Origin of the sequence: Paracoccus albus, assembly GCF_027913035.1 — a bacterium.
GTDB classification, from domain to species: domain Bacteria; phylum Pseudomonadota; class Alphaproteobacteria; order Rhodobacterales; family Rhodobacteraceae; genus Paracoccus; species Paracoccus albus.
The window spans coordinates 1,017,193-1,037,158 of sequence record NZ_CP115775.1; the positions used below are offsets into that span (position 1 = coordinate 1,017,193).

Annotated in this window: 17 protein-coding genes; 14 read left to right on the forward strand and 3 right to left on the reverse strand. The window is 61.7% G+C overall.

Annotated elements, in window-relative coordinates:
- Nucleotide 1 precedes the first annotated feature (1 nt).
- Together PAF20_RS05045 and PAF20_RS05050 are read left to right on the forward strand one after the other, a co-directional pair.
- Nucleotides 2-262: an acyl carrier protein gene (locus PAF20_RS05045; RefSeq protein WP_271072634.1), complete on the forward strand. Its 261-nt coding sequence runs from the start codon at nt 2-4 to the stop codon at nt 260-262.
- 35 nt (nt 263-297) lie between these two features.
- Nucleotides 298-1,506 (forward strand): beta-ketoacyl-[acyl-carrier-protein] synthase family protein, encoded by a 1,209-nt coding sequence (locus tag PAF20_RS05050; RefSeq protein WP_271072635.1) that lies wholly within the window; start codon nt 298-300, stop codon nt 1,504-1,506.
- Here PAF20_RS05050 and PAF20_RS05055 read toward each other — a convergent pair.
- Nucleotides 1,503-2,291 carry a hydroxypyruvate isomerase family protein gene (locus tag PAF20_RS05055; protein WP_271072636.1) on the reverse strand — a complete coding sequence of 263 codons (789 nt, stop codon included), beginning with the start codon at nt 2,289-2,291 and terminating at the stop codon, nt 1,503-1,505. The two genes, PAF20_RS05050 and PAF20_RS05055, sit on opposite strands and share 4 nt — an antisense overlap.
- Nucleotides 2,292-2,296: 5 nt before the next feature.
- On the reverse strand, nt 2,297-2,863 hold the full coding sequence (locus PAF20_RS05060; RefSeq protein WP_271073257.1) for a DUF1285 domain-containing protein: 567 nt from the start codon (nt 2,861-2,863) through the stop codon (nt 2,297-2,299).
- 57 nt (nt 2,864-2,920) lie between these two features.
- Between PAF20_RS05060 and PAF20_RS05065 the strand changes: the two genes are divergently transcribed.
- The 8 genes from PAF20_RS05065 to lpxB all read left to right on the forward strand — a co-directional run bounded on the left by PAF20_RS05065 (nt 2,921) and on the right by lpxB (nt 12,945).
- Complete coding sequence (locus PAF20_RS05065; RefSeq protein ID WP_271072637.1) at nt 2,921-3,919, forward strand: AAA family ATPase; 999 nt, start codon at nt 2,921-2,923, stop codon at nt 3,917-3,919.
- Nucleotides 3,916-4,800 (forward strand): DUF58 domain-containing protein, encoded by an 885-nt coding sequence (locus PAF20_RS05070; protein ID WP_271072638.1) that lies wholly within the window; start codon nt 3,916-3,918, stop codon nt 4,798-4,800. The genes PAF20_RS05065 and PAF20_RS05070 overlap by 4 nt, the downstream gene beginning before the upstream one ends.
- Nucleotides 4,797-7,514 (forward strand): DUF4159 domain-containing protein, encoded by a 2,718-nt coding sequence (locus PAF20_RS05075; RefSeq protein ID WP_271072639.1) that lies wholly within the window; start codon nt 4,797-4,799, stop codon nt 7,512-7,514. Before PAF20_RS05070 ends, PAF20_RS05075 begins: the two co-directional genes overlap by 4 nt.
- Complete coding sequence (locus PAF20_RS05080; protein ID WP_271072640.1) at nt 7,511-9,634, forward strand: hypothetical protein; 2,124 nt, start codon at nt 7,511-7,513, stop codon at nt 9,632-9,634. The genes PAF20_RS05075 and PAF20_RS05080 overlap by 4 nt, the downstream gene beginning before the upstream one ends.
- A gap of 71 nt (nt 9,635-9,705) precedes the next feature.
- Nucleotides 9,706-10,182 carry a 3-hydroxyacyl-ACP dehydratase FabZ gene (gene fabZ, locus PAF20_RS05085; RefSeq protein ID WP_271072641.1) on the forward strand — a complete coding sequence of 159 codons (477 nt, stop codon included), beginning with the start codon at nt 9,706-9,708 and terminating at the stop codon, nt 10,180-10,182.
- On the forward strand, nt 10,175-10,957 hold the full coding sequence (gene lpxA, locus PAF20_RS05090; protein WP_271072642.1) for an acyl-ACP--UDP-N-acetylglucosamine O-acyltransferase: 783 nt from the start codon (nt 10,175-10,177) through the stop codon (nt 10,955-10,957). The genes fabZ and lpxA overlap by 8 nt, the downstream gene beginning before the upstream one ends.
- Nucleotides 10,954-11,748, forward strand: coding sequence for an LpxI family protein (locus PAF20_RS05095; RefSeq protein WP_271072643.1), 795 nt, complete (start codon nt 10,954-10,956; stop codon nt 11,746-11,748). The genes lpxA and PAF20_RS05095 overlap by 4 nt, the downstream gene beginning before the upstream one ends.
- 42 nt (nt 11,749-11,790) lie before the next feature.
- Entirely contained in the window at nt 11,791-12,945 is a 1,155-nt protein-coding gene (gene lpxB, locus PAF20_RS05100) for a lipid-A-disaccharide synthase (protein ID WP_271072644.1), read from the forward strand.
- Here lpxB and mnmA read toward each other — a convergent pair.
- Nucleotides 12,942-14,081 (reverse strand): tRNA 2-thiouridine(34) synthase MnmA, encoded by a 1,140-nt coding sequence (mnmA, locus tag PAF20_RS05105; protein WP_434802949.1) that lies wholly within the window; start codon nt 14,079-14,081, stop codon nt 12,942-12,944. The two genes, lpxB and mnmA, sit on opposite strands and share 4 nt — an antisense overlap.
- Nucleotides 14,082-14,233: 152 nt before the next feature.
- On the opposite strand from mnmA, the gene sciP reads away from it, so the two are divergent.
- The 4 genes from sciP to recG all read left to right on the forward strand — a co-directional run bounded on the left by sciP (nt 14,234) and on the right by recG (nt 19,894).
- Nucleotides 14,234-14,509 carry a CtrA inhibitor SciP gene (sciP, locus tag PAF20_RS05110; protein ID WP_271072646.1) on the forward strand — a complete coding sequence of 92 codons (276 nt, stop codon included), beginning with the start codon at nt 14,234-14,236 and terminating at the stop codon, nt 14,507-14,509.
- A gap of 94 nt (nt 14,510-14,603) precedes the next feature.
- Complete coding sequence (gene ctrA / locus PAF20_RS05115; RefSeq protein ID WP_271072647.1) at nt 14,604-15,311, forward strand: response regulator transcription factor CtrA; 708 nt, start codon at nt 14,604-14,606, stop codon at nt 15,309-15,311.
- A 273-nt stretch (nt 15,312-15,584) separates the two neighbouring features.
- Nucleotides 15,585-17,801, forward strand: coding sequence for an NAD-dependent DNA ligase LigA (gene ligA / locus PAF20_RS05120; protein ID WP_271073258.1), 2,217 nt, complete (start codon nt 15,585-15,587; stop codon nt 17,799-17,801).
- Complete coding sequence (gene recG, locus PAF20_RS05125; RefSeq protein ID WP_271072648.1) at nt 17,780-19,894, forward strand: ATP-dependent DNA helicase RecG; 2,115 nt, start codon at nt 17,780-17,782, stop codon at nt 19,892-19,894. The genes ligA and recG overlap by 22 nt, the downstream gene beginning before the upstream one ends.
- Nucleotides 19,895-19,966: the final 72 nt, after the last annotated feature.

Below are 19,966 nucleotides of genomic sequence, written 5' to 3' on the forward strand. Positions count from 1 at the left end.
GATGAGCGACACACAACAGCGTATCCGGGAAATCATTGCCGAACAGGCAATGCTGGATGTCGGACAGGTCACCGACGACGCGACGCCAGCCGATCTGGGCATTGACAGCCTTGGCCTGGTTGAATCGATTTTTGCGCTTGAGGAGGAGTTCGACATAAATATCCCCTTCAACGCCAATGAGCCCGAAAAATCAGAGTTCGATATTTCGAATATGGGCAACATCATTGCGGCGGTCGAAAAGCTGGTGGCCCAGAAAGCATGATCGGAAGGCGCAGGCGGGTCAGGAAGCGGAACGGTATGCATCGGGTCGTCATCACGGGAATGGGCACGGTCAACGCTCTTGGTGTTGATGTGCCTACAACGCTCGAAGCCTTTCGAGAGGGGCGCTGCGGGATATCCCAGCTCGATTTCCGCGATGTAGAGCGGCTGACGATCCAGATCGGGGCGCAGATCCATGACTGGCAGCCCGAAACATGGTTCAACCGCCAGCAAATCCTTCTTTATGACAAGTTTACCCAGTTTACGCTTCTGGCCGCGAAAGAGGCGGTGACGCAGTCCGGTCTGGAGTTTCAGGGCGAATTGGGCCTGTGTTCAGGCGTCGTGCTGGGAACGGCTGGCGGCGGGCTGAACACATGGGATGAAAACTATCGCGTGGTTTACGAGGAAGGGAAGAACCGGGTTCATCCCTTCGTGGTGCCAAAGCTGATGAACAACGCCGCGGCAAGTCATGTCAGTATGGAGTTCGGCCTGCGCGGACCGTCCTTCACCGTGGCAACGGCCTGCGCCAGTTCGAACCACGCGATGGGGCAGGCCTTTCAGATGGTGCGATCTGGCGCTGCGCAGGTCATGCTGGCCGGCGGGTCTGAAGCGATGCTGTGTTTTGGCGGGGTTAAGGCATGGGAAGGCCTGCGCGTCATGTCCAAGGATGCCTGCCGCCCGTTCTCTGCCAACCGCAACGGCATGGTGCAGGGGGAGGGTGCGGGTGTTTTCGTGTTCGAGGAATATGAACATGCACGTGCACGCGGCGCTGAAATTCTGGCGGAAGTGGTCGGCTTTGCCATGTCCTCGGATGCTCAGGACATCGTCATGCCATCGGCGCAGGGGGCAGAGCGTGCGATTACAGGCGCGATGCGCGATGCCGGTCTGAACCCGGAGGAAATCGGTTATATCAACGCGCATGGCACCGGCACCGCGGCGAATGACAAGACAGAATGTGCAGCCGTCGCCCATGCCTTTGGACATCATGCCGATCGGCTGATGATCTCATCGACGAAATCCATGCATGGTCATATCATCGGCGGCACGGGGGCCGTCGAATTATTGGCCTGTATCATGGCTTTACGCGACGGAGTTATCGCGCCGACAATCGGTTATGAAGAGCCGGACCCCGAATGTGCACTTGATGTCGTCCCGAACGAGGCAAGGGAAGCAAAGGTCGAAGCGGTCCTTTCCAACGCATTTGCTTTTGGTGGTCTGAACGCTGTGATCGCTTTGCGCAGGGCCTAGCGGGACCGCGAAAAGCGTCGCCGCGCCTGCAATCCGCGATGGAGCCAACGCAGACCACCTTCTGTGGATTTGCGTGGTGTATATTCGGCCGAAACCCAGCCCGAATACCCGGATCGTTCGACCTCCTCCATGAATCGCGAATAGTCGATCTCGTTTTCTCGTGGTTCATTCCGGTCGGGCGCGCCGGCAATCTGGATGTGGTGAACCCGCCGCTGGCATCGTTGGAAGGTTCCAATAACGTCGCCAGTGATCATATAGGCTTGGTGCGCATCGAACTGCAGGCCAACATTAGATGCCCCGACGGCTTCGATCACCTGCAAAGCAAGATCGAAGGAGTTCAGGAAATAGCCCGGAACATCGGTGGCGTTCATCGGCTCTATCGTCAGGCTGACATGTGGTGCGCGGCCTGCAGCCCAACGCAAATTATCGACAAAGCAGTCATGGGCTTCCGGACCTTCTGCCTTGCCCGCCATGATGTGGATGTGCCGCGCCGACAGCGCCTGAGCGACGCGAAGCGTCCGCTCAAAATCAAGACGGAAACGGTCCTGCGCCTCTGGCAGAGCGGCGAAACCGCGCGGCCCCCCGGCCCAGTTCGGCGGCGGGCAGTTGATCAGTACGACGTCCAGACCCGCTGTGCGTGCGGCCCGGCGCAGGTCGCGCGCGGGCAGGTCATAAGGAAACAGAATTTCTGCGCCTTGAAAGCCCGCTTGTCTGGCAGCATCGAAACGCTGCAACATGGGCAGTTCATTGAACAGAAGTGTGAGATTTGCGGCGAAACGGGCCATAATGGTTACAACTCCAGTGGGAAGAACTTACCTGCCGAGTTGATTCCTATGCGGCCATCGGGCCCCGGGACGGCGGCTTCGGCAAGCCGGTAAAAGCACTTTCGGGCGATCAGGGCGCGCAGCCCGTGACGAATTTCGACATATGGCCTTGGTTCTTCCGGCGTGCCAGAGATGATCAGCGGATGGTCTTCATCCAGACGCGCCGTATCACCGATATTGGTGGTGAACAACGCGCCCTCTGGCCCGATCTCAACGTCCATCGCGATGAAGGGCGCATCTTCTACCTTGATCCCGATCTTTTCGACCGGGGTCACAAGATAGTGTCGTCCATCCTCAAACTTCAGGATATTGGCGAACATACGCACCATATTTGGCCGCCCAATGGGTGAGCCTTCGTGAAACCAGGTGCCATCGGCGCGGATTTCCATATCCATTTCACCGCAGTATGGCGGATTCCACAAATGGACCGGCGCCGGTCCGCGCAGACCTTCCTTGCGCGCCGCTGCGGTTATGCCTTCGCCGCGGTTTTCTGCTTCCGCGGTCGCTTCCGCCCTATGTGGCCGTTTACCCATTTCACCCAGAAACGATACATGCTTTCTTATGTCATAGAGCAGAATGAGAGAGTTGTCATGACCGAGGATGACAAACTGGTTGACGAGGTTACCCATCTTGGTGGCCGGCTGATGGATGCCCGCGCCAGTATCGAACGCCGTTTCGTCGGGCAGCACGAAGTGGTCGAGCAGGTGCTTGCCGCCATATTGTCCGGCGGTCACGCGCTGCTGGTCGGGCAGCCCGGGCTGGGAAAGACCATGCTGGTCGATACGCTGGCGACTGTGCTGGGAATGGACGATGCGCGAATCCAGTTCACGCCAGACCTGATGCCCGCCGATATTCTCGGCTCTGAGGTGCTGGATGTCGCCTCGGACGGGCGCAGAGAGTTCCGCTTTGTCGAAGGGCCGGTTTTCACGCAGCTTCTGATGGCAGATGAGATCAACCGGGCCAGCCCGCGCACGCAATCCGCGCTGTTGCAGGCCATGCAGGAAGGGCAGGTCACGATAGGTGGCGCACATCGTCCGTTGGGCAAGCCCTTCCATGTTCTGGCCACGCAAAACCCGATCGAGCAGGAGGGGACTTATCCACTGCCCGAGGCGCAGCTTGACCGTTTTCTGCTTCAGGTGGATGTCGACTATCCGGATCGCGACACGGAACGCGCCATTTTGCTGGCCACAACCGGGATAGAGGCTGACATGCCACATGCCGTGCTTGATGCCGAAGGTCTGATTGCTGCACAGGCGCTGATCCGGCGGATGCCCGTGGGTGAGACCGTGGTGAATGCGATCCTCGATCTGGTACGCTCGCTGCGACCGGGGCCGGAAGGTGCGGACTGGGTTGCCGATACGCTTAGCTGGGGTCCGGGTCCGCGTGCGGCACAGGCGCTGATGCTTGTGACCCGTGCCCGCGCCGTGTTGAACGGCCGCTTTGCCCCAAGCCTCGAAGATGTCGATGCGATGGCGGCACCCGTGCTGCGCCACCGCATGGCGCTTAGCTTCGGTGCGCGTGCCCGCGGCGAAACCACGGACGGTGTGATCGGGCGCGTCCGCGATGCTCAGTTCCGGAAGGCGGCGTGAGCGCAGCCGCAAACAGCGATGTTGCCATGTTGCGCGAACGGGCAGAGGTTGCGGCGGCAGCGCTGCCGCCGCTTGTGCTTGCGCGGGGTCCGGTAGCCCCCATCGTGGCGCCCGGCGGGCATGGCTTGCGGCGTCCCGGCCTTGGAGAAGATTTCTGGCAGTATCGCCTTGCGCATGAAGGTGATACGGCTGCGACGATTGACTGGCGCCGGTCCGCGCGAGGGGATTCGCAGTTCGTGCGCGACCGGGAACGCCAGACCGCCCGCACCGCCGTTATCTGGGTCGGTCGTGGGGCGGGGATGGCCTATAGCGGTCAGAAGGGACAAGGGGAAACCAAGTTTGACCGCGCCCGGCTGATCGGTCTGTCGCTGGCCTTGTCCATGATCCGGGGCGGGGAACGGGTTTCTTTGCTGGGTGGCGACGTGGGCGCAGGTGCGGTGCAGGCGGAAAAGATCAGCTTTTCGTTGGGCAACGCCGGTTTGCTGCCGCATGATGGCGACGATCCCGATCCCGCCGCGCTAAGGCCCGGTCAGATTGCTGTGCTGATTGACGATTTTCTGCAACAGGGCGATGCGCTTGACGCTTTCGTGCAGCGCATGGCTGACCTTGGTACGACGGGTGTGATGCTGCAGGTTCTGCATCCGGATGAAGAGGATTTTCCCTTTGCCGGGGCGGTCAGGTTTGAAACCGTCGGCGGTCTTCGCCACGAAACCCGCGATGCGGCCGGAATACGCCGCGCTTATATGGCGCGTCTTGACGCGCGGCGCGATCATCTTGCAGCGTTGGCCGGCCGTTGTGGCTTGGTCTTCGGCACCCATGATCTGGGGCGCCCCCCTTCCGAGGCGTTGATCTGGCTTCATGGAGTCCTGGCGGCACGATGATGGTTCTGGGTCCGATAGGTTTCGGCGCGCCGCTGATGCTGCTGGCGCTTGCCGCTTTGCCGGTTCTGTGGTGGCTGCTGCGGGCCCTGCCGCCGGTGCCGCGGCGCATCCGGTTTCCCGGAACCGTGCTTCTGCGCGGGCTGGAGGACCCGGATCCCATTGCGCGGCGGACGCCGTGGTGGCTGTTGCTGCTGCGCTTGCTTGCCGTCGCCGCCGCGATCCTTGCATTTGCACAGCCCGTCTGGCGACCGCCACCGCCCGTGGCTGACGGTGACGCCTTGCTGATCGTTATGGATGCCGGGGCGACGGCGGCACCCGGATGGAACAGTTCGCGCAGTCGCGCCACACGCGCGGCAGAGGCGGCGATTGCCGATGGTCAGCCCGTTGCCGTGCTGCTGGCGGACGGCCAGAATGACGAGGCTTTGGTCTTTGGCGCGGATGGCAGCGTGCCTGCCCTGCTGCGCGCGGCTGTGCCGCAGCCCTGGGGTGGCGTTTATCCCGCTGATCCTGTGGCGATGCTGGCGAATACACCGGAAGGCACGCTTCGGACGCTGTGGCTCAGCGACGGGTTGGATCACGATGGCCGGGATGCGTGGCTGCAGGAATTGCAAGCCCGCGGGCCGGTGCAAGTCGTCCCATCGCCCGCCGCCGCATTTACCCTGCACATGACCGAAAGCGGTTCTCGCCCGCTGCTGGAGGTGGCGACCATCGGCAAGGATGCGCCTGACATCCGCGCCCTCGGCCCCGATCCGCAGGGCATCCCGCGAGAGCTTGCCCGGCTGACCTCCGCAGCACCGTCGACTCGTGATGGTATCACGACACGTCCGGTGCCGGTCGATCTGCCGCCTGAAATGCTGGGACGGGTCACGCGCTTTCAGGTCGATGGCGTAGAATCTGCGGCTGCCGTGGTGCTGGGTGATGATCGGTTGCGCCGTCCTGTTGTTGCGATGATCGGTGAAGGGCGGGCAACCTCTGAAGGGCAGGTGCTTTTGTCGCCTGCCCATTTCCTGCGCAGCGCGCTGACCGGATCGGCCCGCCTGATCGAGGCGGGGTTGAGCGATGCGCTGTCCGCCAATCCCGATGTCATCGTGATGATGGATCGCGTCGGGCTTCAGCCTGACGGGGCGCTTGCAAACTGGCTGGATGAAGGCGGCTTGCTGATCCGCTTTGCTGGTCCGCGTATGGCCGCCGCACCCGATCTTCAGAATGAGCCGCTTTTGCCGGTTCGCCTGCGTCCGGGTGGCCGGGACATGGGTGGCGCGCTCAGCTGGGGGGAGCCCAGGCCTATCGCGCCCTTCGCGGCCGATGGTCCTTTCGCCGGATTGACGGTTCCCGAGGAGGTGACAATACGCGCCCAGTTGATGGCCGAACCTGCGCCGGAACTGGCAGAGCGCACGATTGCAGCACTCAGCGACGGAACGCCGCTGGTGACGCGGGCGGCGTTCGGTGACGGGCAGATCGTTCTGTTTCACTCTACAGCAAATGCCGATTGGTCGTCGCTGCCGATTTCCGGGCTTTTCGTTGATATGCTGGCGCGGCTTGTCGCCAGTGCCGGACGTAGCGCCGCGGAAACGGATGGGGCGGATGCGCGTGAGGGTATCTGGACAGCCTCGGAGGTTCTGGATGGTTTCGGACGGCTAAGCCCCGCCCGTGATACCCCGCCGATAGAGGGCGAGGTTCTGGCGAATGGTGCCGCGCCAGGTGTCCCTGCGGGGATCTATACCTCTGGCGAGCGTATTGCGGCGGTCAATGCCGGTGGACCGATAGTGGCGGCTGAATGGCCGGGGGCCCTGGTAGAGACGGATCGTCCTGCGGGTTTGCCTCTGCTGGGCTGGTTGCTTCTTGTGGCAGCGGTCACGCTTGTGCTTGACATGCTTGGCAGCATTGTCCTGCGGCGCGGCAGCATGGCGGCAGCGGCTTTGGCCGGGCTTTTGCTGGTGCCGGGCCTTCCGGGGCAGTCCGATGCGCAAGAGATTGACCCGGATCTTGCCCGCGCGGCCTCGGAATTCGCGATGGGCTATGTCCTGACGGGTGATGAAGAACTCGATGAGAGATCGCTGGCCGGGCTGACCGGGCTGTCACAGGTGCTGACCGCGCGCACAACGGTAGAGCCGACGCAGCCCGTTGCGGTTGATCTTGAGAGCGCCGACCTGTCGCTGATGACGTTTCTGTATTGGCCCATCGGTTCTGAACAGCCCGTTCCGTCAGCGCAAGCCTATCTTCAGCTCAACCGCTTTCTGCGCGGCGGCGGCATGATCCTCTTTGACACGCGCGATGCCGATATCGCCGGGACAGCGCCTGACGGATCAGACGATCTGCGTCGGCTGGTGGGACCGCTGGACATGCCACCACTTCAGCCGGTGCCGGATGACCATGTGCTGACGCGCAGCTTCTATCTGCTGCGGGATATGCCCGGACGCTTCACACAGGGCGAAGTCTGGGTCGAGGCGGCGGGCGCCGCAGCGGGAACCGTGAATGACGGGGTGTCGCCCGTGGTTCTTGGCGGCAACAGCTGGGCAGAGGCATGGGCCGTCGATGATCGCGGGTTGCCGATGTTTGCAGTGGGTGTCGGAATTGATGGCGAGCGTCAGCGTGAACTGTCCTATCGCTTCGGCGTCAACCTGATCATGTATGTGCTGACCGGAAATTATAAATCCGATCAGATCCACGTGCCCGAGCTTCTTGAGCGCTTGCGAAGCGAGGATTTGAGATGAAATGGGGGTCTCTGGTTTTCGATCCGATTTTGACCCCGGTGATCGGCTGGCAGGCGGCGCTTTGGCTGGCTGCGGTCGTGGCACTGCTGGCCCTCGTGGTGGTGGCGTTCAGCCTTTGGCGCGGATTGCGGGGCGCGTGGTGGCGGGGTGCCGCGATGGCTTTGATTGCGCTCGCACTTGCCGGCCCGGGACTGGAACGGGGAACCGCACGTCCGCTGTCTGACATCGTGCTGCTGGTCGATGATCGCAGCGCCAGCCAGTCCCTGCCGGGCCGTCGCGAACAGGCCGATGCCGCGCTGACGCAGGCGGAAGAGCAGCTTGCCCAGCTGCCCGGAACGGAAATCCGCCGGATAACGGTCGATGATTCCGAAGACGGCACGTTGCTTGGCGCGGCACTGACCCGGGCTATTGCTGAAGAACCGGCGAACCGTCTGTCAGGCGTTGTGGTGTTCAGCGATGGCCTGGCACATGATGGCAATGCGGTCCCGGTTGATGCGCCTGCACCCGTGCATCTGCTGCAAACCGGTATGCCCGACGATTGGGACCGCCGGATCGTCGTTGACGAAGCCCCGCGCTTTGCCCTGATCGGAGAGCCTGTGACGATCCGCCTTCACATCGCCGACGAAGGTGCCGTGCCGGACGCCGCCAACGGTCCGACCCAGCTTCGCGTCAACCTTGACGGGGAAGAGATCAACAGCATCGCCGTCACGCCCGGCACGCAGGTCGAACTGCCCGTCACCTTCGAGGCCGCCGGACCCAACGTGCTGCAGCTTTCCTTGGACGACCAGCCCGACGAGTTGACGACCATCAACAATCGCATGGCGCTGACCGTGAATGCAGTGCGGGACCGTTTGCGGGTTCTGCTTGTGTCGGGGGAGCCCAATCCGGGTGAAAGAACATGGCGCAACCTGCTGAAATCGGATGCGAATGTTGATCTGATCCACTTCACGATTTTGCGGCCGCCGGAAAAATTCGATGGCGTACCTGTCAATGAGCTTGCCCTGATCCGTTTCCCGACCGAGGAATTGTTCATGGAGCGGATCAGGAATTTCGACCTGATCATCTTCGATCGCTACCGGATGCGCGGTATTCTTTTGCCGCAATATTACGACAATATCCGCCGCTATGTCGAAGAGGGCGGCGCGATCCTTGTGTCTGCGGGGCCCGAATTTGCCGGGGTGGAAAGTATCTCGCGCTCTGCCTTGGGGGAAATTCTGCCGGGTCGGCCAAGCGGTCGGCTGATAGATGCGCCGTTCACGCCGCGGCTGACCGATGATGGCAGGCGCCACCCTGTGACAGAGAGCCTGCCGGGTGCGCCGCCCGAAAGTGGCACGGTCGAGCCGGGCGAAAGCTGGGGTCGCTGGCTGCGCATGGTCGAGGCCTTCCCGACGCCCGACAGCACCATCGCCATGATCGGAGAGGGAAACCGCCCCCTTCTTATGCTGCGCAGGCAGGGCGAGGGGCGCGTGGCACTGATTGCCTCGGACCAGGTTTGGCTGTGGGGTCGGGGCTTCGAAGGTGGCGGGCCGCAGCTTGATCTGATGCGCCGCGTCGCGCATTGGTCGATGAAAGAGCCCGAGCTTGAGGAAGAGGCATTGGAGCTTGGCACCGGACCCGCGCTGACGCTGCATATCGCGCGGCGCAGCCTTGAGGATGTCGACGCGCCGGCAATCGTTATCGGCCCTGATGGCAGCGAAACAGAGGTCGCGTTGCAGGAAGAGCAGCCGGGCCGCTATGCGGCGACGCATAATGTCGGCTCCCCGGGCCTGTATACCGTGCGCCACGGCGAGCTAAGGCGGACAATCGCGATCGGTCCTGCCTCCCCGCGCGAATTTAACCGCACGGTCGCCAATCCTGCGGAACTTGCCGGATTGATTGAATCCAGCGGCGGCTCGGTTCAGCGGCTTTCGGACGGAATCCCGGATCTGCGGATGGTGGATGAAGGCCGCGCGACCGAAGGTCAGGGCATTTCCGGCAATTGGATCGGCATTTTCGCGCGCAATGCCGAGACCGTGACAGGCCTGTCGCGCAGCCCTGTTTTGCCCGGTTGGGCATGGCTGATGCTGATCGCGGGAACCATGCTGACCGGCTGGCTGATCGAGGGGCGCCGCCGGTTCTGATCAATCGCCGCCTTGCCAATCCGCCCACCGCTTTGCTAGCACCGCTACTAACCCTTTCGAAAGGCAGCCCAATGGCCGAGAACCAGACGACCGAAGCCGATATCGGCCTGATCCAGCGGATCATCCCCCACCGCTACCCATTTCTGCTGATCGACAAGGTGCGCGATATCGTGCCGCACAAGTCCGGCGTCGGGATCAAGAACGTCACCTTTAACGAGCCGCATTTTCAAGGCCACTTCCCCAATCAGCCGGTCATGCCGGGTGTGACCATTGTCGAGGCGATGGCCCAAACGGCGGCTGTCGTGGTCGGCGTCAGCCTCGATCTGGCGGATCGGGGGATGCGGACCTACTTCATGGCCATCGACAAGGTGAAGTTCCGCCGCATGGTCGTGCCGGGCGACGTTCTGGAACTGCATGTCACGGTGAAGCGCGGCGGCGGCAAGATCTGGAAATTCGAAGGCAAGGGCATGGTCGACGGCGAAATGGCCTGCGAGGCCGAATTCACCGCCATGATGGACCAGCCCGCGAAAGAGGCCGCGGATGGCTGAGACGCTGATCCACCCATCAGCAATTATCGAATGTGGGGCCGAGATCGGGCAGGGCGTCCGCATCGGGCCGTTCTGCCTGATCGGTTCGGATGTGCGCCTTGGCGACGGGGCAGAACTTAAATCCCATGTCGTCGTGACCGGCGATACCTCTGTCGGGTCCGAGACAGTGATATATCCGTTCGCGTCTATCGGTCACGATCCGCAGGATCTGAAATTCAACGGCGAGCATACACGGCTGGAAATCGGTTCGCGCAACCGCATCCGTGAATATGTGACCATGCAGCCGGGCACCGACGGAGGTGGCGGGGTCACCCGGATCGGCGATGATGGTCTGTTCATGGCGAACAGTCACGTCGCGCATGACTGTCGGATCGGCAACAATGTCATCCTCGTGAACTCTGTCGCCGTCGCCGGACATTGCATTGTCGAGGATGAGGTGATCGTGGGCGGGCTGTCGGGCATTCACCAGTTCGTCCGGCTGGGGCGCGGGTCCATGATCGGTGCGCTGTCCATGGTGACCGCGGACGTGCTGCCCTATGGCCTGGTTCAGGGGCCACGCGCGCATCTGGACGGGCTGAACCTTGTCGGGCTGAAACGCCGCGGCGCGTCTCGGTCTGAAATAGCAGAGCTTCGTGCGACGCTTGCCAAGCTGCATGACGGTTCTTTCCGTGACACCGCGCGTGATCTCGGCGGCAGGCAGAACAGCACGATGGTGACGGAAATGCTGGATTTCATCCTTGGACCATCCGACCGGAGCTTCCTTAAACCGCTATGAGCCGTACAGCCATCATTGCAGGGCAGGGCGCATTGGCACCTGCCGTCGCCGCACAGCTTGACGATCCGGTCATTGCCGCACTGGAAGGATTCGCGCCGCCCTTGCCGCATGAGACCTTCCGGCTTGAACGGCTGGTTCCGTTTTTCGACTGGCTGTCAGCCCAAGGCGTGGACCGTGTGACCTTCGCCGGTGCCGTCCGGCGCCCGCGACTGGATCCCGAGGCGTTCGATCCGCGCACGGCCAGCCTTGTTCCGCGCATTCTTGCGGCGATGCAGTCGGGCGATGATGCCGCGCTGCGTGAGGTGATCGCGCTGTTCGAAGAAGCTGGCTTCTCGGTCGCCGGAACCGCCGATATCTGCCCCGATCTGGTGCCAGAGGCCGGTCTGCTGGTGGGGGAACCCACTGCCGCTGATATCGCCGATACCGACCGTGCCGCGGCGGTTGTCGAAGGGTTGGGGTCGCTGGACCTTGGGCAGGGCGCTGTCGTGGTGCAGGGGCTGTGCATGGCTGTCGAGACCTTGCCCGGAACCGATGCCATGCTGGATTTTGTCGCGACCCATCGCGACATGCGTCCGCGCCCCAACGGCCCGCGCGGCGTCTTCTGGAAGGCGCCCAAGCCCGATCAGGACAGGCGCGTGGATATGCCGACGATCGGGCCTGATACGGTTGATCGGGCGGTGCGCGCAGGGCTGGCGGGTATTGCCTGGCAAGCGGGCGGGGTGATCCTGCTGGATCGCGAAAGCTCTGTGGAACGCGCGCGCGATGCGGGCGTTTTCCTTTGGGCGCGCTGATCCTGCCGCCCGCATGAGAAATCGCGACGGCGAGGTAGAGTGATGAACGTCTTCCTGATCGCTGGCGAGGCTTCGGGCGACAAGCTCGGCGGGGCGCTGATGGCTGGGCTGACGGCGTTGCAGCCAGATATTTCCTTTGCAGGTATTGGCGGGCCGGATATGACGGCGCAGGGTCTCAACAGCCAGTTCCCGATGGATGAGCTGTCGGTGATGGGCATTGCCGAGGTGCTGCCCAAGTACCGCCACCTGAAGCGACGGATCGCGGAAACCGCACGCGCCGTTGCCGAAGGCCAGCCCGACGCGCTGATTACCATCGACAGCCCGGATTTCTGCCTGCGGGTCGCGCGTGCGGCGAAGGAGTTGGGTTATAGCGGACCGGTGATCCACTATGTCGCGCCCTCGGTCTGGGCGTGGCGTCCGGGTCGGGCGGCCAAGATGGCCAAGGTGGTCGATCACGTTCTGGCGCTGCTGCCGTTTGAGCCGCCATATATGGAGGCGGCCGGGATGAGCTGTGATTTTGTCGGCCATCCGGTCGTGGCCGAAGAACGCGCCGATCCCAGCCAGGCCGAGGCATTCAGGACAGCGCACAAGATCGCGCCGGATGCGCCGCTTATTCTGTGTCTGCCCGGATCGCGGCGGGGCGAGGTGTCGCGCCTTGCGCCCCGCTTTGACGAGGCGTTGATCCGTGTGCGCGACAGGATACCCGAATTGCGGGTCGTGATCCCGACCGTACCTGGCGTTTCACGGATGGTGCATGAAATGACCCGCCGCTGGCCAACAGCCCCGATTGTCGTAGAGGACGCGGCCCAGAAACGCGCAGCGTTCATGGCATCCGATCTGGCGCTCGCCGCTTCCGGCACGGTCAGCCTGGAGCTGGCGGCGAATGGCGTGCCGATGGTTATCGCCTACGACATGGCACCCTTGTCGCGCTTGTTGATCGGAATGCTGCTGAAGACGGATACAGTGACTCTGGTGAACCTCGTCAGCGAGACGCGTGCCGTGCCGGAGTTTCTGGGTCGCAACTGCCGCGCAGATGTCATCGCCGAGTCGCTGCTGGATCTGCTTGAGAGCCCCGAAAAACGCGCCGCCCAAACGGAAGCGATGGCCCTGACCATGCAGCGGCTTGGCGCGGGTGGTGCGCCACCCGGTCTGCGGGCGGCGAAATCGGTCGTTGATTTCCTGCGGAAGCGGGCTTAGCGGCGCGGCTGAATCCAGCCGCCACCCAACACGCGCGTACCCCCGGTTTCGTAGAACACACAGGCCTGACCCGGGCTGACACCTTCCTCTGGCTCCAGCAATTCCACCTCTGCGGTGCGTGGTCCGGTCGCACGCAGCATCGCCCCCCGCGGCGGGCGGGTAGAGCGGATGCGCACCGAAATTTCACGCTCTTCGCCGGAATCGAAGCTGCCGCCGCCGATCCAGTTCACTTCTCCGACGGGAACAATCCGCGTGGACAGGGCTTTTCGCGGACCGACGATGACGCGGCGCGCCTCGGGGTCCAGCTTGACGACGTAAAGCGGATCGCCAAGCCCGCCAATGCCAAGGCCGCGTCGTTGGCCGATGGTGTAATGGATCACACCGCGATGTTCGCCCAGAATATTGCCGTCGGTGTCCACGATCTCGCCGGGATCGGCCGCACCGGGACGCAACTTTTCGATGACCGAGGCATAGTTGCCATTCGGCACAAAGCAAATGTCCTGACTGTCCGGCTTGTCAGCCACAGACAGCCCGTATTTCGCGGCCATCTCGCGGGTTTCGGCCTTGCTGGCCAGATGCCCCAATGGAAAACGCAGGAAATTCAACTGCTCCTGCGTTGTGGAAAACAGAAAATAGCTCTGGTCGCGGTTCGGATCGGCAGCCATGTGCAATTCGGCACCGTCCATCCCGTCCCGACGCTGGATGTAGTGGCCTGTGGCCATACAATCCGCATCCAGATCCTTTGCCGTTTCCAGCAGGTCACGAAACTTCACCCGCTCATTGCAGCGGATGCAGGGTACAGGCGTCGCACCGGCCAGATAGGCATCGGCGAATTCGTCGATGACCGATTCACGGAACTTGTTTTCGTAATCGAGAACATAGTGCGGAAAGCCGATGCGTTCCGCCACGCGGCGGGCATCGTGAATATCCTGTCCTGCGCAGCAAGCACCCTTTTTCGCCAATGCAGCGCCATGATCGTAGAGTTGCAGCGTCACACCCACGACATCGTATCCCTGCTCGGCCAGACAGGCCGCCACGACAGAACTGTCGACGCCACCAGACATGGCGACAACGACCCGCGTTTCGGCGGGCGGTTTCGCAAAACCCAGTGAGTTCAGGCCAGCAGATGGCCGGATTGCAGTGGTGACGGTCACGGAATGTCCTTTCGGCGGCGTCTGATCAGCCAGCGTTTGTTGAAAATTATAGGAAGTTTTGCGCCGTTCTCAAGGGGTCAGTTCATGGGCAGTTAATCTTGGTGTGGCAAGAGTGCTGCAGAAAGGAATGCAGCATGTTTTTGCGAAAAGCCAATGGGCCCCGTGCCGTTACACTACCGGATGGTCGCGTCCTGTCCCTTGCAGACCTGCCGCCGCCACAGACCCGATGGGTCGTCAGTCGCAAGGAAATCGTAGTCAATGCCGTGCGTTTCGGGCTGATTACGCGCGATGAGGCGATTCAGCGCTACTGCCTGTCGGATGAGGAGTTTGATCACTGGTGCGCCATGATCGAAAAACACGGTTCCCGGTCCCTGCGGGTCACGGCTATACAAAAAAATAAACAACCATAGGTTGCATAATTTCGGATATTTATGTTCAGTAAGATCATATTAACTAAGTGAATCCACTATAGGGTCCAGAACTCTAATAAACGGGAACCGACATATGCGTATACTCCTGGTTGAAGATGATCCGGCGACGGCACGCGGTATCGAACTGATGCTGACTCATGCCAGCTACAATGTTTTCCGCACCGATTTGGGAGAGGAAGGGATCGATCTGGCCAAGCTGTACGACTATGATCTGATCCTTCTGGATCTGGACCTGCCTGATATGAGCGGAATCGACGTCCTTCGCCAGATCCGGCTGTCCAAGGTTGATACGCCGATCCTGATCCTCACCGGCTCGGACGATACCGAGGTTAAGCTGCGCGGCTTCGGTTTCGGCGCTGACGACTATATGACCAAACCGTTCCACCGCGAAGAGCTGGTGGCGCGGATCGCGGCGATCATCCGGCGTTCCAAGGGGCACAGCCACGCGCTGATCCAGACAGGCGACCTGATCGTCAACCTCGATGCCCGCTCGGTTGAGGTGAATGGAAAGCCTGTCCCGCTGACCGGCAAAGAGTATCAAATTCTTGAACTTCTGAGCCTGCGCAAGGGCACCACGCTGACCAAGGAGATGTTTCTGAACCATCTCTATGGCGGCATGGATGAGCCCGAACTGAAGATTATCGACGTGTTCATCTGCAAGCTTCGCAAGAAACTATCGGCGGCGCTGAATGGAGAGAACCATATCGAGACCGTCTGGGGACGCGGCTATGTTCTGCGAGACCCGCAGCCGGCAGACGAAAGGGTTGCGCTCGGCGCGTGATCGGCGCCAGCATCCGCAATCCCCGCGGCAGGATTTTGTGATCTTGGCTCCGCGCGGGATCGGCGGTGTCTGGCCTAACGCGCGATCCCGGTCTATCACCCTGTGGGGGCAGTTCATTGGAAACCACCCCCGCAGATGCAAACGGGGTGAAACATGGCGGGCACGGGTCGCAGCGGAAAAAGGGATAAGGTTTCTGACCACGAGGCTGACCGGTCCGAAGACCAGTCGGATGTGGTCTTGGCGGAACTGATCGACCTGCCTGACATTTCAAATATGGAACAGGATCAGGCTGCTGATCGTGTCGCTGCCCTTGTCGAACTGCTAGAGCAGGCAAATCTCGACTATCATCAAAAAGACGCGCCGAACATGTCGGATGCCGATTATGATCGGGCGAAACGCGCGCTTTCGACGCTGGAGGAGGCCTTTCCCGAACTCGCCCACCCGGACAGCCCCAGCAATCAGGTCGGTGCAGCGCCCTCAGAAGCGTTTGGCAAAATCACCCATGCGCAGAGGATGATGTCGCTTGCGAATGCGTTTGCCGATAGCGAAATCGACGAATTTGTAAGCCGCGTTCGCAGCTTCCTCGGCCTGAAAACGCAGGATGAGCTGGACTTTACCGCCGAACCCAAGATCGACGGCCTGTCGCTGTCGCTGCGCTATGAATCCGGAAAGCTGGTTCAGGCGGCGACGCGCGGTGATGGAACGGTTGGCGAGAATGTCACCGAAAACGCAAAGACTATTTCCGATATTCCGCAGCGGCTGACCGGCAATCCGCCCGAAATTCTGGAAGTGCGCGGCGAAGTTTACATGTCCCACAAGGATTTCGCAGCGTTGAATGCCAGTGATGGCGCCCGAGTCTTTGCCAACCCCAGGAACGCGGCGGCGGGCTCACTGCGGCAACTCGATCCGGAAATCACCCGCTCTCGACCGCTGCGCTTCTTTGCCTATGCCTGGGGAGAGATCAGTGAGGCTTTTGCCGAAACCCAGTTCGATGCCATCGCGAAACTGAAGGCGTATGGCTTTCAGACAAACCCGCTGACAAAGCTGTGCCACAATGCAGCAGAGATGATCGCGCAATGGCAGGCGATCGAAGAAAAGCGATCAAGCCTTGGCTATGACATCGACGGGGTCGTCTACAAGGTCAACGACCTGTCGCTGCAAAGCCGCCTCGGCTTTCGATCCACCACGCCGCGTTGGGCCATCGCGCATAAATTTCCGGCTGAAACCGCGTGGACACGTTTGCGCGATATTGAAATTCAGGTTGGCAGGACTGGCGCGCTTTCGCCAGTGGCACGGCTTGATCCGGTAACCGTTGGCGGGGTGACCGTGTCCAATGCCACCCTGCATAACGAGGACTATATCGCCGGTATCAACTCCAGCGGCGACCGGATACGTGATACGGATATCCGTATCGGCGACTGGGTGAAGGTCTATCGCGCCGGTGACGTGATCCCGAAGATTTCCGATGTCGATGAGGAAGAGCGCAGCGGCGATGAAACCGTATATCGTTTTCCTGAAACCTGTCCGGAATGCGGCTCGGACGCTATTCGGGAACCCGGCGACGCCGTGCGGCGCTGCACCGGTGGGATGATTTGTCCGGCGCAGGCAATTGAAAAAATGAAGCATTTTGTCAGCCGTGGTGCATTTGATATCGAAGGGTTAGGCGCAAAACAGGTCGAGGCTTTCTACCACGACGAGACTCTGCCGATCCGAGAGCCTGCAGATATCTTCACCCTCCAGGCGCGGGACGAAGCAGCGCTTGGCAAGTTGAAGAACCGCGACGGCTGGGGTGAGACTTCGGCCACGAACCTGTTCGACGCGATCGAGGCAAAGCGCAGCATTCCGCTGGCAAAGCTTATCTACGCGCTTGGCATCCGGCATGTCGGCGAAGGTGCTTCATCCGATCTGGCTCGGCATTTCACAAGCTGGGACAATCTTGCCGCAACCCTTGATGCCGCCATTCCCGCTGCAGAACGCCATGTCGAAGCCGATGAGGCGGTGCTGCATGAAAGGCAAAACGCAGCAGAGCAAGGCCGCCGCGCCCGGATTTCCGCGACCCGCGATGCCGTGTTGTCGCGTGCGCCTGCCTTGTCACAGGAATCGAAGTCGGCCTTTGAAGAGCTGATGTCAATCGACGGAATCGGCGCGGTGGTCGCGCAATCGCTTTGTGCGACCTTCGCGCAGGAGAAAGAGCGGAAGTCGATTGATACACTTGTCACGCAGTTGCGCGTCGAGGATGCAGAAATCGCGAACACTGCCGGCAGCAAGGTCGCAGGCAAGACAATTGTCTTTACCGGAACGCTGGAAAAAATGACCCGGGCAGAGGCGAAGGCGCGGGCAGAGGCGATGGGGGCCAAAGTGTCAGGCTCTGTCTCGGCGAAGACGGATATTCTGGTTGCGGGGCCCGGCGCGGGATCGAAGGCCACGAAGGCCGCCGAATTGGGCGTCGAGGTGATTGACGAGGATACATGGCTGACGCTGATCGGATAGCGCCAAAGGGACGCCCGCCCATCCTGTTTCCGTTGTTCGCGGAAACTGAAACTTTGCCGGGGATCGGGCCGAAAGCCGCGGCGGCTATGGAAACGATGGGGATCACGCGCCCGCGCGATCTTATATTCACATTGCCGACCGGCGGTGTGGCCAGACGGGCCGTCGCATCCATCGCGGATCTTCGCCCGCCAGAGATTGCGACGCTGACTGTCACGGTTTCGCGCCATATTGCGCCAACCGGCAGGGGACGTCCGCATCGGGTGATCTGCAGCGATGGAAAGGGCGATCTGGTGCTCGTTTTCTTCCATGCCCGCAAAGATTGGCTGGAGCGTGAATTGCCTGTCGGGCAACAGCGGATCGTTTCCGGCAAGGTTGAGCTGTTCGACGGCATTGCGCAAATGGTGCATCCCGATCACATCATGAAGGAAGGCGAAGCACCGCCCGCGGCCTATGAGCCGGTCTATCCTCTTTCTGCTGGGCTGACACAGCGTCAGATGTCAAAGGCGACAGAGGCTGCGCTGCTTCGCGCACCGGAATTGCCGGAATGGATCGACCAGTCGCTTCTCAGTCGAGAGGACTGGCCGGATTGGCAAACTGCGCTGAGGCAGGCCCATGCACCGCAAGGGCCTGCCGATCTGGCCGCAACGACGGCTGCGCGGGCAAGGCTGGCCTATGATGAATTGCTGGCCCATCAGGTGACTCTGGCTCTGGCGCGGCGGCAATACAGGCGCGGTCGCGGGCGACCGACGCAGGGCCACGGGAATTTGCGCCAGCATGTTCTGGATAGTCTGCCCTGGCCGCCGACCGCAGCGCAGCGCCGTGCCGTCGATGAGATTGCCGGCGACTTGGCGTCGAATCTGCGCATGAACCGCTTGCTTCAGGGCGATGTCGGCGCGGGTAAAACCCTTGTTGCGATGCTGTCCCTTTTGATCGCGGTCGAGGCTGGCGGGCAGGGTGTGCTGATGGCCCCGACAGAGATCCTCGCCCGGCAGCACCTTCGCGCCCTGATGCCATTGGCCGAAGCCGCCGGGATCAGGATCGAAGCGCTGACCGGCCGTGACAAGGGCGATGCGCGAGCCAATATCCTGACCGATCTGGCCGAGGGGCGCATAAATATCCTCGTCGGGACACATGCTGTCTTTCAGGATGAGGTGCGGTTCCACGATCTGCGCCTTGCGGTGATCGACGAACAGCACCGTTTCGGCGTAGCGCAGCGCGTGAAGCTTGCCGCGAAGGGAGAGGCCGCGCCGCCCGACGTGCTTGTCATGACCGCGACGCCGATCCCGCGGTCGCTGGCGCTGTCTCAATACGGCGATCTGGACCTGTCCGTGCTGGACGAAAAGCCTCCTGGCCGCAAACCTATCACGACGATCATGCTGGATGATCGGCGAATGGATGAGATTGTCGAACGGATCGGCAAGGCGATTGCCAGCGGTGCACGCGCCTATTGGGTCTGCCCTCTGGTCGAGGAATCAGAACTGTCGGACCTGACCGCTGCCGAGGCACGCTTTTCGGCCCTGCGCGCGCGTTTCGGCGAGGTGGTGCGGATGGTGCATGGCCAGATGCCGGCCGAGGAACGTGACGCGGCGATGGCTGACTTTGTGGCGGGGCGGGCGCAGATTCTGGTTGCGACCACGGTGATCGAGGTGGGCGTCGATGTGCCAGAGGCCTCGATCATGGTGATTGAGCGGGCGGAAAGTTTCGGTCTGGCCCAGTTGCATCAGTTGCGTGGTCGGGTGGGACGCGGGCAGGCGGCTTCAAGCTGCGTGCTGATGTATCACGCGCCCTTGTCCGAAACCGGCGCGAAACGGCTGCATACGCTGCGTGAAACAGAGGATGGCTTCCGCATCGCCGAGGTCGATCTGGAGATGCGGGGCGCAGGCGATCTGATCGGAACGGCGCAATCCGGGCTGCCACGCTTTCGAATCGCCGATCTGGAACGGCAGTCGGGCCTGATGCTGACCGCGCAAAGCGATGCGCGCGCATTTCTGGAACGTGACCCGGAGCTGAACAGTGAGCGGGGCCGGGCGATGCGCACGCTTTTATGGCTTATGGAACAAGAGCTTGCGATCGGTCTGATTAAGACTGGTTAAAATGTTCCTAAAAAGTTCTTGCGCGACTCAGTCGAATATGAGAACAAAAGGGCAACTCGAAGGGAGCTTGCC